Annotated in this window: 15 protein-coding genes and 1 other RNA gene; 11 read left to right on the forward strand and 5 right to left on the reverse strand. The window is 46.2% G+C overall.

All coding sequences use genetic code 11. From position 1 onward, the window contains the following. Nucleotides 1–170 precede the first annotated feature (170 nt). Nucleotides 171–887: a hypothetical protein gene (locus ABV409_RS09800; protein WP_353877406.1), complete on the forward strand. Its 717-nt coding sequence runs from the start codon at nt 171–173 to the stop codon at nt 885–887. Here ABV409_RS09800 and ABV409_RS09805 read toward each other — a convergent pair whose 3' ends face one another. Next, on the reverse strand, nt 888–2,516 hold the full coding sequence (locus tag ABV409_RS09805) for an ABC-F family ATP-binding cassette domain-containing protein (protein ID WP_353877407.1): 1,629 nt from the start codon (nt 2,514–2,516) through the stop codon (nt 888–890). 162 nt (nt 2,517–2,678) lie between these two features. Here ABV409_RS09805 and ABV409_RS09810 point away from each other — a divergent pair, with 162 nt between their 5' ends. Continuing rightward, nucleotides 2,679–4,094, forward strand: coding sequence for a TlpA family protein disulfide reductase (locus ABV409_RS09810; RefSeq protein WP_353877408.1), 1,416 nt, complete (start codon nt 2,679–2,681; stop codon nt 4,092–4,094). Between the two features lie 65 nt (nt 4,095–4,159). On the opposite strand, the gene fsa is transcribed toward ABV409_RS09810, so the two are convergent. The 3 genes from fsa to ffs form a co-directional block, all read right to left on the reverse strand. Next, nucleotides 4,160–4,816: a fructose-6-phosphate aldolase gene (fsa, locus tag ABV409_RS09815; protein WP_353877409.1), complete on the reverse strand. Its 657-nt coding sequence runs from the start codon at nt 4,814–4,816 to the stop codon at nt 4,160–4,162. 33 nt (nt 4,817–4,849) lie between these two features. Further along, on the reverse strand, nt 4,850–5,656 hold the full coding sequence (locus ABV409_RS09820) for an SDR family oxidoreductase (RefSeq protein ID WP_353877410.1): 807 nt from the start codon (nt 5,654–5,656) through the stop codon (nt 4,850–4,852). Between the two features lie 64 nt (nt 5,657–5,720). After that, nucleotides 5,721–5,819, reverse strand: an RNA gene (ffs, locus tag ABV409_RS09825) — signal recognition particle sRNA small type. An 88-nt stretch (nt 5,820–5,907) separates the two neighbouring features. Between ffs and ABV409_RS09830 the strand changes: the two genes are divergently transcribed. From ABV409_RS09830 to ABV409_RS09865, 8 genes are all read left to right on the forward strand, one after another. After that, nucleotides 5,908–6,954 (forward strand): glutaminyl-peptide cyclotransferase, encoded by a 1,047-nt coding sequence (locus ABV409_RS09830; RefSeq protein WP_353877411.1) that lies wholly within the window; start codon nt 5,908–5,910, stop codon nt 6,952–6,954. Beyond that, nucleotides 6,954–7,349: an acyl-CoA thioesterase gene (locus ABV409_RS09835; protein WP_353877412.1), complete on the forward strand. Its 396-nt coding sequence runs from the start codon at nt 6,954–6,956 to the stop codon at nt 7,347–7,349. Before ABV409_RS09830 ends, ABV409_RS09835 begins: the two co-directional genes overlap by 1 nt. A 38-nt stretch (nt 7,350–7,387) precedes the next feature. Continuing rightward, nucleotides 7,388–8,902, forward strand: a complete 1,515-nt coding sequence (locus ABV409_RS09840; RefSeq protein ID WP_353877413.1) for a choice-of-anchor Q domain-containing protein — start codon at nt 7,388–7,390, stop codon at nt 8,900–8,902. 128 nt (nt 8,903–9,030) lie between these two features. Then, nucleotides 9,031–9,762: a LytR/AlgR family response regulator transcription factor gene (locus tag ABV409_RS09845; protein WP_353877414.1), complete on the forward strand. Its 732-nt coding sequence runs from the start codon at nt 9,031–9,033 to the stop codon at nt 9,760–9,762. Nucleotides 9,763–9,904: 142 nt separating this feature from the next. Further along, nucleotides 9,905–10,048: a hypothetical protein gene (locus ABV409_RS09850; RefSeq protein WP_353877415.1), complete on the forward strand. Its 144-nt coding sequence runs from the start codon at nt 9,905–9,907 to the stop codon at nt 10,046–10,048. Between the two features lie 1,079 nt (nt 10,049–11,127). Continuing rightward, complete coding sequence (locus ABV409_RS09855) at nt 11,128–12,243, forward strand: sensor histidine kinase (RefSeq protein WP_353877416.1); 1,116 nt, start codon at nt 11,128–11,130, stop codon at nt 12,241–12,243. Between the two features lie 11 nt (nt 12,244–12,254). Next, nucleotides 12,255–12,923, forward strand: a complete 669-nt coding sequence (locus ABV409_RS09860; protein WP_353877417.1) for a response regulator — start codon at nt 12,255–12,257, stop codon at nt 12,921–12,923. A gap of 184 nt (nt 12,924–13,107) precedes the next feature. Further along, a complete protein-coding gene (locus ABV409_RS09865; RefSeq protein WP_353877418.1) occupies nt 13,108–13,770 on the forward strand; it encodes a hypothetical protein in 663 nt (220 codons plus the stop codon). Here ABV409_RS09865 and glyA read toward each other — a convergent pair. Next, nucleotides 13,764–15,059 (reverse strand): serine hydroxymethyltransferase, encoded by a 1,296-nt coding sequence (gene glyA, locus ABV409_RS09870; RefSeq protein ID WP_353877419.1) that lies wholly within the window; start codon nt 15,057–15,059, stop codon nt 13,764–13,766. The genes ABV409_RS09865 and glyA overlap by 7 nt on opposite strands. A 236-nt stretch (nt 15,060–15,295) precedes the next feature. Between glyA and ABV409_RS09875 the strand changes: the two genes are divergently transcribed. Next, nucleotides 15,296–16,480: a hypothetical protein gene (locus ABV409_RS09875; RefSeq protein ID WP_353877420.1), complete on the forward strand. Its 1,185-nt coding sequence runs from the start codon at nt 15,296–15,298 to the stop codon at nt 16,478–16,480. The last annotated feature ends 5 nt before the right edge of the window (nt 16,481–16,485 follow it).

Below are 16,485 nucleotides of genomic sequence, written 5' to 3' on the forward strand. Positions count from 1 at the left end.
GAACGACCAAAAAGTCCGTTAAGATAACTTTTTGGAGCAGAAAAGAAAATGTGGCGGAATGCATCTCATCCAATTTAACAAAATATTAACAGTTCATCTTCGGGGGCAGGTTTCGATGAAAAAGAACCGATTCCTTAACTTTGAAGGAATTGCTATAACAAGAAAAGAAAATGCTGAAAAAAACCAACATCGAAGAGAAGCTGGCCAGGCAACGGAACGACCAGCAAACCGAACGCAACGTTCTTGAGGAAGTGCGACGGATTTTAGCCGCCGATACGGCCCTTGAATCGGCCATTGCCGAACGCTTGACCCGACCATCGAATGCATCCGGGAATGCTTTCAATGTCGACTTGTTGGAATCGGACCGCATCTACCACATCGATGCCATCCGTGACATCTGTATCGATTACCGCCTACGCTTTTTGAACGTCAAATATTTTAAAGGGGAGATACCGGCCACGGCCATTTCCAAAATCAAACATCTGGAACGGGAACACGAATTGACCCTGCAAGGATTCAAGATCATGGCCCCCTCGAAACTCTTTAAACTGGAAGATAAGGACGATCCTTTGTTATTCGCCCCGATCGGCAACGGGTATTATTACCTCATCCATAAATGGGGTAACGATTTACATCCATTGCGCAAACTGTTGGTTTGGCCCTTCAAGAATATCGTGAACTTGATGCTCACTACGGTGTTGATCAGCTATCTGGCGACCCTATTGGTGCCCAACGGCCTGTTTACCAAGGCTGGAGGGTCGACGGAGTTCTGGATCATTTTCTTTTTCATGTTCAAGAGCATCGCCGCCGTCGTTATTTTCTTTGGATTTTCCCTCGGTAAAAACTTCAATCCCGCGATTTGGAACAGTAAATATTTCAACGTCTGATCAAGCAGTGACCGCGTACATCTTTTCGCGTTGCGCCTTGATGTTGGTATCCGACATATACTCGTCGAAGGTCAAATAGCGATCGATTGCTCCTTTAGGGGTAATTTCGATGATACGATTTGCAACAGTCTGTACGAACTCATGGTCGTGGGTGGTCAACAATACCGTTCCCTTGAAATTCTTGAGTGAATTGTTGAAGGCCGTAATACTTTCGAGATCCAGGTGATTGGTCGGTTCATCCAACAACAGTACGTTGGCACGCAACAACATCATTCGACTTAGCATGCAACGTACCTTTTCACCTCCTGACAAAACGGTCGATTTTTTGAGGGCTTCTTCACCACTGAACAACATCTTGCCCAAAAATCCCCTGACGTACACTTCTTCACGCTCTTCTTCGGTCTTCGTCCACTGACGCAGCCAATCGACCAAGTTCATGTTCTCGTCGAAGTAGTTTTCATTATCAACAGGCAGGTACGATTGGGTGGTCGTTACCCCCCATTGGTAGGTTCCACTTTGCGCTTTTTTAACGCCGTTGACAATTTCGTAAAAGGCGGTGGTCGCTCTTGAGTCCTTAGAAATAATGGCTACTTTATCCCCTTTGGCCAAATTGATATCCACGTTTTCGAAAAGCAAATCGCCGTCATCCGAACGAGCGGACAATTTATCGATGTTGAGGATCTGATCTCCGGCTTCCCGCTCCCGATCGAAAATAATGGCCGGGTACCTTCTGCTCGAAGGGCGGATGTCGTCGACTTTGAGCTTGTCCAACATTTTCTTTCTGGAAGTCGCCTGTTTGCTCTTGGCCACGTTGGCGCTGAATCGCTGGATGAACTCTTGTAGTTCCTTCGCCTTCTCTTCGGCTTTCTTGTTTTGTTGGGCGCGTTGTCGTGCGGCCAATTGGCTGCTTTCGTACCAAAACGTATAGTTGCCTGAATACAGATTGATCTTACCGAAGTCAATATCGGCGATATGGGTACAGACGGCATCCAAAAAGTGTCGGTCATGCGATACGACAATGACGGTATTGTCATAGTTCGCCAAAAAGTGTTCCAACCAGTTGATGGTATCGTAATCCAAGTCGTTGGTGGGCTCATCCATGATAAGCACATCCGGATTACCGAACAAGGCCTGCGCCAAAAGCACACGTACTTTCAATTTCGAATCAAGATCGGCCATAGTCGTGTAGTGCAAGGCTTCCGAAATACCGAGGTTAGACAAAAGGGCCGCCGCGTCGCTCTCCGCGTTCCAACCGTTCATCTCCTCGAATTGCACCTGCAATTCCCCGATTTTTTCGGCGTTGGCATCAGTATAGTCAGCATACAAGGCATCGATTTCCTTCTTGATGGTGAACAAGGGCTGGTTTCCCATCACCACCGACTCCAATACCGGGTAGCCATCGTAGGCGTTATGGTTCTGCTCTAGGATCGACATCCGTTTGCCCGGTTCGAGATGAACCTGTCCTGAAGTGGGGTCCTGTTTTTTGGAGAGCATCTTCAAAAAGGTGGACTTCCCCGCGCCATTGGCCCCGATGATGCCATAGCAGTTGCCTTGGGTAAAGGTCACATTGACCTCATCGAACAAAACCCTTTTTCCGAACTGGACCGATAAATTGGATACAGAAAGCATTACTGTGTTTTAAAATTTTTGCAAAAATAGCTATTTTGTCGCCCTGGGCAACCTCTGGAAAAGGTATTTAGACCCTTGAAAGTTGCGGTTTAACAACATTTAACCTGCCATTAACAAGAGGCTTTTCCGGGGTTCCTTAGATTTGTTCGTCCAATTGCGTTTATGAAAAGATTTTTACTCTTCCTCACAGCTTGTTCCTTAATATCGTGTGGTGAGAAAAATACGAATCAAGATACCGTCTATTTCGCAGGTGAAATCGTGAATCCGACCAGCGAGTATGTGGTCCTCTTTAAGAACGATGTCGTGGTCGATTCGGCCAAACTTGACGACAACAATCGTTTTGCCTTTTCCATCGCCGACATTGATGAAGGCTTGCACCATTTCGACCACAGTCCGGAATTGCAATACGTCTACCTTGAAAAAGGGGATAGCATGCTGGTTCGTTTGAATACCATGGCCTTTGATGAGTCTTTGGTATTTTCAGGTTCAAATGAGGAGGTGAACAATTTCTTGATCGAAATGTACCTCAACTACGAAGACGAGGAACGTTTGGTCTATTCCTATTACAAACTACATCCGGAGGAATTTAGCCAAAAGATCGATTCCCTTCGCGACCAGAAATTGGAAGAGCTCGATAATTTGGTCATCGGGGAGACGCTTTCCGAAGAGGCTTTTGCGATGGCTAAGGCTTCGGTAGATTACAACAGTTTCCTTTACAAAGAGAAGTATCCCTTCTATCACAAGAAAAAGACCGGTGAAGAAACGATACATGTCTTGGATTCCTCTTTCTATGATTACCGGAAGACGTTAAGCTTGAATGAAAAGGACCTCACCTATTTCAGGCCCTACTACGACTACATGAAGTACCATTTCGGCAACTTATCGTACATGGCCTGTATGAAAGACTGCGGTATGGACGCACATGCAATGAAAAACACGCATTTGCATTTCAATGGGCATAAATTGGTCTTGATCGATAGCTTGGTCACCGAGACCGAGTTGCGCGACAACCTGTTTCGAAACGTAGCCATGGACTACCTACTAAAGGTACATGAATCGAATTCGGACTGTGATAAGTTCATTTCGAAATTCGAAAAGCTCTGCTCGAATGATGCCCATGTAACCGAGATCAAGCACTTGTATGAAGGTATCAAAAGCCTGCAGCCGAAAAATGAGATACCGGATATCCCGGTACAGGATATCGCAGGGAATACCAGTTCGTTAAAAGAGATTTCGAAAAACAACAATGTGGTGTTTTACTTTTGGACGGGTACACAGCGCAGGCATTTCAAAAATGTCACCAAACATGTCAAGAAGCTCGAAAAGTTGCATCCTGACCATAAATTCGTCGGTATCAATCTTAGGACCACCCGTGACCAATGGATGCACATGATGGCCGAGAACAAGGTCGACACCCTAAACCAATATTGGGGGAAGGATTTTGAACAAGTACAAAATGCCTTGATCATCGATGGACTCAATAAATGCGTAATTACCGAAGACACTTTGATTGTCGATGCCTTTGCCAATTTATACGCCTCTTTCGATCCCAATAAAAAAGCCCCAGCGGTAAAATAACCTCCAGAGCTTATTGTTTTCCATTTAGATAGGATACCCCTACCCTTTTTAGTATACGTTCAAAATCAGGCGTTACCTTTTCGGTAATCGGCCAAGAACTTTTCCAATCCGATATCGGTCAATGGATGCTTCAACAAACCGGTAATTGAGGACAACGGACCGGTCATGACATCAGCACCGATCTTTGCGCAATCGATTACATGCATGGTATGTCGGATCGAAGCAGCCAAAATCTGGGTGTCGAATCCGTAATTGTCATAAATCAACCGGATCTCGGAAATCAAATTCAATCCGTCGGTCGAAATATCATCCAATCGCCCTAAGAAAGGTGACACATAGGTCGCACCGGCCTTGGCCGCTAAAAGGGCTTGCCCTGGAGAGAAAACCAAGGTACAATTGGTCTTGATGCCTTTGTCCGAAAAATATTTAAGGGCTTTTACCCCTTCTTTGATCATCGGTACCTTCACGACGATTTGTTCGTGCAAGGCCGCTAGGGCTTCCCCTTCTTTGACCATACCTTCAAAATCAGTGGATACCACTTCCGCAGAGACATCACCGGTTACGATATCACAGATATCAACGTAGTGTTTCAAGATGTTCTCCTGCCCTGTAATACCTTCTTTGGCCATTAAGGAAGGATTCGTTGTGACCCCATCGAGAACACCCAACTGTTGGGCCTCCGCGATTTGATCCAAATTGGCCGTATCGATAAAAAACTTCATGTCGTATGTGTTAAATGATTTGAAACTGCTGAATTACAGTTTATAATGTTTCAAAAGTAAGCTTTCGTACCATTTGTCCGGTAAAATTTTCTTTAAAATAATCGAAAACCTTTGCGTGAAGGTACCCACGGTATAATGTACTTTCGGACGTCGCTCACTTAGGATGGAAAACACTTTACGGGCGACTTGTTCGGGATCACCTGCCGAACTGACATGGGCGTTGATCAAATCGAGGCTTTCGGCGTATTTCGGATAGATGGGATCCTCCTTGACCGGCACGTGATAGCGGCCAGCGGCAATATTGGTGGCGAAATCACCTGGGGCCAAATTGACCACTTCGACCCCAAAGGCCCTAACTTCCATTCGCAAGGCTTCGGTCATGATCTCAAGGGCGCCCTTGCTCGCCGAATAAATACCGCGAAACGGCAAGCCCATATACCCGGCAATCGAAGTGATGTTGATGATCAAGCCCGATCCTTGTTCACGCATTTGGGGCAATACGGCCTGCATCATGCGAACGGGGCCGTTAAAATTGACATCGAACGCATTATCGATCTCTTTGATCGGTGTCTCCTCGATTGCACCCGTGATACCCACCCCGGCATTATTGATCAAAAGGTCGATCCGTCCTTCTTTGTCGATAAGCCGTTTCACTGCCGCAGCGATAGACGCCGCATCACGAACTTCGAGTTCGAGTAATTCGAAATCCATGAAATCGGGATACTTTGAAGCATTGCGCGTTGAACCATATACGGTATACCCCTTACTTTTCAAGAACAACCCAATGGATTTGCCAATACCGGACGACCCGCCCGTGATAAGAACGACCTTTTTCTCCATAGCACAAATAAACACATAAATGGGGGAAAACCCTATTCGGAACTCGTTGGGTTTCGGGTACAAAAAATGGCAAGCTACCTACATCGCACCGCTACAACCACATACCCTTGCTGCGTTCCCGCCCTGGGGGATTTTGCAGGAGCTGGTCGTGTAGGACTTGCCAAGGGCAAATATACGACCTTTTAAATTTGTCACAATCCCATGACATGCTTAATTTGGTAGTTCGAAAGCGAAATGTTGAAATGAAGGTCATGAAGCTATTTTTGGTCGGCATGTTGATTACCCTTGCCGCGTCATGTGAAGGGGAAACGGATGCCTCGAAATTGTTCGCCATACAACTGGAAGGCAACAAAAAGGAATTCAAACAAGGGGACCTCAGTGGCATCGCCCTTTCGAATAAGGAAGGGAAACAGATCGGCACGATCACCTATATGATCCAAGGAGAAGCCCTTTCGGTTGAAGGTGGCAAAATACACTTCGACGGTGATCATCTGGGCAACCGGAAGTTGGTGGCCCGTTTCGAATACGATGGCAAGACCACTACGGTCGAAAAGAATATCCGTATCCTTGCCAAAACGCCTCCCAAGATCTTTACCTACGAAATCCTGAATACCTATCCGCACGATCCCAAAGCCTATACCCAAGGCTTGGAGTTTATTGGGGACACCCTCTATGAAAGCACGGGTAAACTAGAAAAGTCGACCTTGCGCAAAATCGATTTTGAAAGCGGCACGGTCTTACAGAGCATCCCGCTAGACCCCAAGGTCTTTGGAGAGGGTATTACCATTCTGGGCGATCGCCTCTATCAACTGACTTGGCAAAGTGGGTTCGGTTATGTCTACGAACTGGATGGCCTCAAGAAAATCGAAAATTTCAGTTACGGCCAGAGTCGCGAAGGATGGGGCCTTTGCAATGACGGCACCAAGATCTTCAAGAGTGACGGTACGGAGAAAATCTGGTTTCTAGATCCCGAGAACCTCGCCGAAACCGGCTATATCGAAACCGTGACCAACAAATCGGTATTCAACAAAGCCAATGAGCTGGAATATGTCGACGGCAAAATCTACGCCAATGTGTACGGCAAAGAAAGTATGATGATCATCAATGCCAAATCCGGTGCGATCGAAGGGGTGGTGAATTTCGGGGGATTGAAAAAACTGGTCGATAAAAAAGTAGCCGATTGGGACGAAGCCAACTCCGTACTCAACGGGGTGGCCTATCACAAAAGTCGCCAAAGCTTTTTCGTCACCGGAAAGAACTGGGACAAGATGTTCGAGGTTAAGATCAGCGAACGTTGATGGCTACCTACCAAAAGCTACAACAGGTCGGGCCAGACCATCTCGACGAATTGAACCATGTCAATAATGTGCAGTACTTGGCCTGGGTACAGGATGTTTCTAAGGAGCATTGGATGGCCAGGGCCACCCCAAAAATGCTCCAAGAGTATATTTGGGTGGTACGCGAACATCGCATTACCTATCACGGTGCCGCCATCGAAGGGGATACCATTCGAATCACCACCCATATCATCGGTTCCAAAGGGCCTATTTCAACACGAAAAGTGGTCATGGAAGACAATAAAACCGGCCGTCTTTTGGTTTCATCAGAAACGGATTGGTGTTTACTGAGTCCCACAACGATGAAGCCGGTCAAAATGCCCGATGCCATCAGTCAATTATTCGAAACACGGTGATCAAATTTCTACGCTTATTGCCCATCCCACTGTTGTGCATGCTACTACTTGTACTCAGTTGGGCCTGCCGCAAGGATTTTGATTTCGCTACAGCGAGCGGGCAGCTGCGCTTTTCGAAAGACACCGTATTCTTAGATACCGTTTTCACCAACATTGGAAGCAGCACCTATACGTTAAAGGTGTACAACCTACAGAATGAGGACGTGTTCATTCCGTCGATCCGATTGGCTAACGGCACTGACAGTCGCTATCGGTTGAACGTCGATGGGGTACCGGGTAAAACCTTCGATGAGGTCCCCCTCTTAGCGCGTGACAGCCTTTTCATCTTTGTAGAAACCACCATCGATATCACCCAGGTCGGAGGTTCCGAATTCCTCTATACCGATGCCATCGTTTTTGAAGGATCCGAGCAAACACAGGAAGTACCCTTGGTCACCTTGGTCAAGGATGCCCATTTCCTATACCCCCAAGTCTTTAGTGATGGCAGCACCGAATCGCTATTACTGGGTTTGGATGAAAACGGGGACGAAATCAGGCTTGAAGGATTTTTATTGACCGATGATGAATTGGAGTTTACCGCCGAGAAGCCCTATGTAATCTATGGCTATGCCGGCGTTCCGGAGGGGCGAACGCTCCGTATGGCGCCTGGTACCCGGGTCCATTTCCACAACGCCTCCGGTATTTTGGTCGAAGCGGGTGCTTCACTGCAGATCAATGGCATGCTCAGTACCGATAGCGTAGCGCTTGAAAACGAGGTGATCTTCGAAGGCGACCGTTTGGAGACCGTGTTGGAGAACGTTGCCGGACAATGGGGTACGGTATGGATCACACCGGGCAGCGTGGGCAATACCATCAATCACCTGACCATTAAAAATGCGACTATCGGACTTTTGGTGGATGGCGATCCCACCCAATCGGATCAGGTATTGCAACTAGACAACAGCCAAATCCTCAACAGTGCCACGACCAATCTTTGGGGGCGAACCGCCCATGTGGAAAGCACGAATTCGATCTTCGGTAGTTCGGGGGATATTTCACTCTATTGCAACCTTGGGGGGCGCTATGGGTTCAAACATTGCACCATCGCCAATTATTGGACCAGTGGTTTTCGAAACGCTCCGGCCCTGGCCATCGACAATACCGTAAGCCTGCCCGGTGGCCCGACTTTTCAAGAAGACTTGTTCGCCGCCGACTTTTCGAATTGCATCATTGCAGGCAACCGCAATGTGGAACTGGGTTTGCTCAACAATACGACCAACTTGTTCGAATACACCTTTTTGAACTGCAGCTTTCGCTTCAACGACACCAACGGCAGTTTTACGGAAGATCCCTTATATGACTTCACGGATCTAAATCGTTTCATCAATCCGCTACTCAACCCGGAATTGGATTTTACCTTGCCTAACAATAACGTATTTGCACTAGGTGCGAATTCGGAAGCCATCGATCAAGGAGATCCCGCGACGGCCCTTGAAGTACCGACCGACCTTTTGGGCATCGACCGTACCTCGGCACCCGATATCGGGGCCCTCGAACGGCAAAACGGAAACTGACTGTCCGCCACCGATCCTCCAAATTCATTAAAAAAGCGTATTTTTTGTAGGAAAACCCCAGTTTTTTTATGGAAAAAATACAGCCGCAATTTAGAGAGCCTTAGTACCTTGCTTTCAACGGATTGGCCATGGACTATACATACGCCATTATCGATGAGAACGCTGCCAACGGCCTGCACTTCCAAGTGCAGTTGCAAGAATTTGGTGAGTTCTCCTGCGCCGGTATCGTGGGATCGCCCGATGAGGGGCTCAACTTTATTTTAAAGGCGCTTCCGGATCTTGTCATCGTCAATCTAGGGGAACAGGCCGGCAACTACCTTCGCATGGTCGTCGAGCTGCACCAGTACCTTCAAAAAATTCCGTTGTTGATCGCGGTATCGCGCACCAAAAACTATGCCTATGAGGCAATCAAGCATGGGTTTTATGATTATTGGTTGTTGCCTTCCAATGAATTCGACATCCGCAAGACCGTACTCAAACTGCGCAAACAGAGCGGGGCCCAGATGGCCCCTACGACCTTGTGTTTGAAAACCTATCGCGATTTCCATTACATCGATACCCGTGATATCCTGTATCTGAAGGCCGATAATAATGCGACCGATTTCGTCATGCGTCATGGCGACACGATCAGCGCTTTTAAGACGCTGAAATCGTTTGAGTCCGTATTACCCAAAAATTTTATCCGCATCCACCAGAGCTATATACTGAACACTGACCATGTTTCCCGTATCAATTACGGCAAGTCGACCTGCACCTTGAAGTACCAAGAGACCCATCTTCCCTTTTCGAAGAATTACCGGGACCGGGTCGACCAATTGAAGTTCTCCCTCTCCAAAAATAGCATTTGGGCGCCCAAATAATCTAATTCTCACAAAATCGGGCGATTTACCCTGTAATGGGCGTAGTTCACTAGTACTTTTTGAATTACGTCCCACACTTCATGCATCGGTCTAATTTGGACTTGAAATTCAACAAAATCTTCTAACACAAAAAATGACAACGATGAAAAGAGTATTCGGAATTATAGCGGTAATGGTATTTGCATTCGGTATGGTGGCCTGTGAGGCCGAAAGTACGGCCAGCCAAGAGGAGCTGTTCATTGACTCACCTGATAATACTAACGGCCCCGATGATAAAAGGGATTAAACCTTGACAAACTCATCAAGCCCCAAACGGATTCGTTTGGGGTTTTTTTGTATCTTGTAAGGAGGTAAAGCGCTGGCTTAGCGACTTATACTACAGCTATGAAATGGGGGCCCTCACTTATTTTGTCTTTTCTACTTTTGGCTTCCTGTTCCAAAACGAACTCTTCTTCTAATCCAAGTAACACCCCTAAGGACAGCATTGCCATCTGGGCCAATCAAGCCAAAAACCAACCAGAACTTGCACTTGATAGGAGGCGAATGCTTATAGAAAAAGCCGCACAACAAAATGAATCGCTACCCTTGAACTTGCAACGAGCAAAAAACTTATCCCGTATTTCCTTAGCTTACTTGGAACTGAACGATACCCTGAATTTTCGAAGAACCAATAAAGAGTTAATATTTTTATCAAGCAGTATCGGTAACAAGGTAGCGCATGGCGAAGCACATTGGGATTTAGCGTTTCACTTAAAACGTCAAAAGCCTGATAGTTCTTTTTATCATTTCAATGAGGCCTATAATTTATTCATTGATGCTGAGTTGGATTCATCCAATATAAAATATCCAGGCCAAATTTTAATTGCAATTGCAGGCTTAAGAGAAGATCATAAGGACTATGTTGGCGCAGAGTCTGTCAACATCCAAGCCTTAAAATATTTTAGCGAGCATAATGACCCGAGAATGAAATATCTCGCCTACAGTCAATTAGGAGAAATACAATCGGGATTGATGAAATTTGACAAGGCTCTTGAATATAGGGCTAAGGCGAAAACATATATCCCGGAAGTACCCGAAAGATTTAAAGATTATTATCGAATACAGAACGCCAATAGTGTTGCAGGAACATATCTAAGGAAAAAAGATTATCAAAAAGCATTCGAGCATTTCGAAGCTCTACAAAATGACAAAGCATTTAAAAAAGTTAGGCCAGACTTGTACGCCATCGCATTAGCGAGCACAGCTTATTCCGGATTTAAAATCAATAATCTTGATAAGAATTCACAAGTAAATCTCTTAACAGAATCCAACAAAATTCTTGATAGTTTAGGAAATCGATACCACAAAGCCAGGAACAAACAGTTCTTGGCTGAGATTTATGCCCAAGATGGTGATTCGATAAATGCCGTAGTTTTTGCGAATGAAGGTAAAGCCCTAGCACAGGCTACTTTAAATAATGATCGGCTCTTACAGATTTTAGAACTGCTGATCGAAATAGATGCTGAAAACAGTACGGTACATGCTTCGGAGTACATAAATTTAAACGCTCAACTACAACTTGAAGAACGCAACATCCAAGATAAATTCGCCCGGATCCAATTGGAAACCGACGAGATCATTGAAGAAAACCAAGTACTGGCCAAAGAACGGCAGCTGTATCTCAGTGTGGCCATCGGTATCTTGGTCTTGGGGCTCGCCATATTCAGTATCATCATGTTACGCATCAAGAACCAACGCCTGAAATTCAAACAAAAACAACAAGAGGCCAACGAAGAGATCTACAACCTGATGCTGGCCCAGCAAGGCAAGCTCGAAGAGGGTAAAAAGGCCGAACAGAAGCGGGTGTCTGAAGAACTGCATGATGGCATCTTGGGGCAAATGCTGGGCATACGGTTGATTATGAGCGGTTTGAACGATCGCCACGACGATGAGGCAGTCAACCAACGGGCCGATTTGATCAAGAAACTGCAGGAGGTCGAAGAAGAGGTACGCACCATTTCACACGAACTCAACGCCTCGGCTTATGAGAAGCTCGACAACTTCATCATCGCCATCAAAGAGTTGGTACAGACCGCCGGTGCTTCGGCAAAAATCAAGACCTCCTTCGAGCACGACCAATCCTTTCATTGGGACGCCCTGACCGGCGATTTGAAAATCAACAGCTATCGCGTGGTGCAGGAGTGCCTGCAAAATTGCGTGAAGCATGCCAATGGTAATCATATTTTTGTTAAATTCGAGGGAGACGCCAAACAGATTCAACTAACCATTGAGGACGATGGTGACGGATTTGACATAAATAAGGGGAAAAAGGGTATCGGTTTGAAGAATATCATTTCACGTGTTAAAAAAATGAAAGGTACCCTCGATATTAACAGTGAACTCGGAAAAGGCACGATCATGACCATCCAACTGCCGACCGATTTCGTCTTACCCGGCAATCCGAAATCCGATACTGTACGTACTTCCGTGGTAGAAGCATAAAAAACCTCCGTATGAAAACATTGCGCATTTTGGCCATCGATGACCATGAAATGACCATGTTGGGCTATAAGTTCATCTTGGAACGCATCGTATTCGACGACCACAACATCATCGTCGATACCGCCACCACCTTCGAAGCGGGCAAACAGAAAATCGAAGAGTCGGCTACCTCCTTTAAATACGATATCATCTTTTTGGACGTACAACTCTTTCCGCCGAACGAAGAACAACCCAACAATGGGGAAGACCTGGGCATATTGGCCCGACGCTTGGTTCCGGAGACCAAGATCATCTTCATGTCATCGTTCAGCGACAACTACCGCATTAATAGTATTTTAAAGTCGGTTGACCCCGATGGGTATATGGTCAAGACCGATATCGATCCCAAATCTCTGGAGCAGGCGGTCAAGACCGTCGTACACCAACCTCCTTACTATTCATCGAAAGCGTTGGCCGCGATCCGGAAAAAAATGTCGAACGACATCATGCTTGACGACAACGACAAGAAAATCCTGTATCATTTATCGATTGGAACCCGAACGAAAGACCTCGAACAACACATCGAATTATCGTCCTCCTCGATAGAGAATAGAAAGCGGCATTTGAAGACCCTTTTCGGCACCGAAAAGGAGAACGATTTGGCCTTGATTTTGGAAGCGAAAAATAGGGGGTTCATATAACTATGCACTCCAATGTAATTTTTATACAATTCACCTCATAAAAATTACATTTTAACTTTCTTAACAAAATTTTAACACTTTTTGGGTCAAAAACCGCACAAACCCTAAAAATTTTGTGGTTTTTCCACAATATTTCCCAAAAATTCATTCTAATTTCGGAGTAGCAATCATCAAAAAACCATCAATGCCATACCGAAACAATGCCCAAGACCGCCCCAAAAACGAAAAAAACGTAGTTAAGGAAATCGTCGGTCTCGACACCTTTCGCAAGCATCTTGAACGTGACTTTTTTGCAGAAGCGACCATCAAACACCATGTGGTGTCCGAAGGTCAATTGGATTTGGTTATCGAACTGAAATGCAATTTCGGTTTGACCGAAAGTCTCTTTTACCTTAATAATGGAAACTGGGGCAGCATCGATGCCGATAGTTCCAAATCAAGGGGCGCTTCACCTTTACAAGACAGTTTATACTACCTGCAACAGGAGAACAATATACAGGTCGATATCGAAGAGCTATCGATCCACTTACGCGATACTTCGATCATCATCACCAAGATCTATCAGCAGAGCGTCGCCGACCAGCTGTGCGCAATACTGGCCGAGGTAGGTGGTAATTTCGTTCATTTCACCAAAGGATTGCACGAGATGCCCTATGAGATTTTCGTCCCGGTATTCGAAGAGACCCAAGGTGATTTCACCATGGCCGACTTCCATGCCCAGAAATCAAAATCGAATTATTATGAATATTGGGGCTTGTATTTCGAATCGAGCGATGAATCGGTCATCTACGATTTGAAAAGCAAGAATATGGTCGACGAGACCGATTTCTTCCTCCTCAATCAATAAGAGGCCGCCATCCCTTCTTGGGCGAAAAGCGGTTTGCCGTCCATTAGGGCGTTGACCTTGGTCCGAACCCCTGCGATGACCTGCTCATCTTCCGGATTCGTAATGATCTCATCGATGTAGCCGACAATGGTCTCCATATCCGCTTCCTTCAATCCCCTGGTCGTAATCGCCGGAGTACCGAATCGTACGCCTGAGGTGATAAAAGGTGATTGATCGTCGAAAGGCACCATATTCTTGTTGGCCGTAATATCGGCCTTTTCCAAGACGTTTTCCGCCAACTTCCCGGTAATGTTCTTGTTGCGCAAATCGATCAACATCATGTGGTTGTCGGTGCCTCCTGAGATCACTTGATAATCTTTGTCCATAAAAGCTTTGGCCATGGCCGCGGCATTCTTCTTGACTTGGATCATATAGTGCAGGAACTCATCGGTCAAAGCTTCCCCAAAGGCAACGGCCTTGGCCGCGATGATGTGCTCTAAAGGTCCTCCTTGGTTGCCCGGAAAGACCGCAAGATCCAAAAGTCCCGACATTTTCCGCAAATTCCCGTTCTTCAATCGGATACCGAAGGGGTTCTCGAAGTTTTCGCCCATAAGGATCAGTCCGCCCCTAGGCCCCCTTAGGGTTTTATGGGTGGTCGTGGTCACGATATGGCAATGGGGTATGGGATCGTTCAAAATGCCTTTGGCGATTAGACCGGCCGGATGCGAGATATCGGCCAGCAACAAGGCATCGACACTATCGGCGATTTCGCGAAAGCGTTTGAAATCCATATCCCTGGAGTAGGCAGAGGCCCCAGCAATGATCATTTTAGGACGTTCCTTTTCGGCTATGGCCTGGATGTTGTCATAATCCAACATCCCGGTTTCACGCTCGACCCCATAGAACACGGGTTTGTACAAACGCCCGGAGAAATTGACCGGCGAACCGTGGGTCAAATGCCCGCCATGGGCAAGATCAAAGCCTAAAATGGTATCGCCCGGTTGCAAACAGGCGTGGTAGACCGAGGCGTTCGCTTGAGAACCTGAATGCGGCTGTACGTTGGCGTAAACGGCACCAAAAAGGGATTTTGCGCGATCGATGGCCAGCTGTTCGACCTGATCGACGATCTCACATCCGCCATAATAACGCTTCCCTGGGTAGCCCTCGGCATATTTGTTGGTCAATACGGAACCAGCGGCCTCCATGACCTGCGGACTCGTAAAATTTTCAGAGGCGATCAATTCGATGCCTCTGGTTTGGCGTTTTCTTTCGCTTTCGATCAAATCGAAAACCGTGGTATCCCTTTCCATATTCCGTTACGATTAAAACGTAAAAATACAAAGAGAAAACCGTTAATCCGACGCTCTGGATCAGGCAAGCGAAAGAATTTATCAAATAGGAATTAACAATGGGGCAGCACTCGAAAATCCTTAAAAATGTGGTATTTCATCGAATTTACAATACCGTTCATCCGTTTTCGTTACATATTCAGAAACTTTTGGCACGGCAATTGAAAATCAACCATTAAACCATAAATCGAAAAGCCATGAAGAAAACAGTACTCATTATCGCAATTGGACTATTGGCTGCCTGTGGAGGGGTCAAAAAAACGCAAGAAGCGGTCAACAGTGGTAATTATACCACGGCGATCAACAAAGCCTTGAAGAACCTTCGTGAGAACAAGACGAAGAAAAGGAACCAATCGTATGTGTTGCTTTTGGAAGAGGCCTATGCCAAGCACCAAGCCCGTGAACTGGAACGTATCGATTTCATGGAGAATGATGGGAATCCGGCGAAGCTGGAACAGATTTACAAGAGCTATCTGGGTCTTCGCAGCATGCAAGACCAGATCCGTCCTTTGCTTCCATTGCCGATCTACGATGAAAATCGGGATGCTTCCTTCGCATTCAATAACTATGATGCGGTGATCTTGAACACCCAAGACAAGCTGTCGACCTATTTGTACGACAATGCGACCGACTTGATCAAGAACGCCCGCAACAAATTCGATTACAGAAGGGCCTATGAGGAATTACAATACTTGAGTGAAATCAACCCAGGGTACGCCGATACCGCCCAGAAAATGGAAGAGGCTTATGCTAAGGGATTGGATTACGTCAAGGTGGAGGTAGTGAACGAGACCCAGCAGATCATTCCACAGCGTTTGGAAGAGGAGTTGTTGGATTTCAACACCTATGGCCTTGACAACCTTTGGACGCAATACCATGCCAATCCGATCAAGGATTTGAAATACGATTATGCCATGTCGGTCGATTTCAGGGAAATCAATATATCGCCTGAACGGGTAAACGAGACCCAGGTCATCAAGGAGAAAGTGATCCAAGACGGTTTTGAATATGTGCTCGATAAAAACGGTAACGTCGCGAAAGACAGCCTTGGCAACGACATCAAGGTCGATAAATTCAAAACGGTGACTTGTAATTTCTATCAATTCACCCAATTGAAAACAGCCCAGATCGGGGCCAACGTCCGGTTTACCGATTTGCGAAGCAACCAGGAGATCAACTCCTACCCCCTATCGAGTGAGTTCATATTCGAACACATTTATGCGAATTACGATGGGGATCGCAGGGCCTTGGACAATGACTTGGTCGCCCTTTTGGATCTGGCGGCGGTCGATTTTCCGTCGAACGAACAGATGGTTTACGATGCGGGTGAAGACTTGAAAGCACGGCTCAAACGAATCGTTAGGAAATACAACTTCAATTAAGTGGA

This window comes from Flagellimonas algarum, assembly GCF_040513375.1.
GTDB classification, from domain to species: domain Bacteria; phylum Bacteroidota; class Bacteroidia; order Flavobacteriales; family Flavobacteriaceae; genus Flagellimonas_B; species Flagellimonas_B algarum.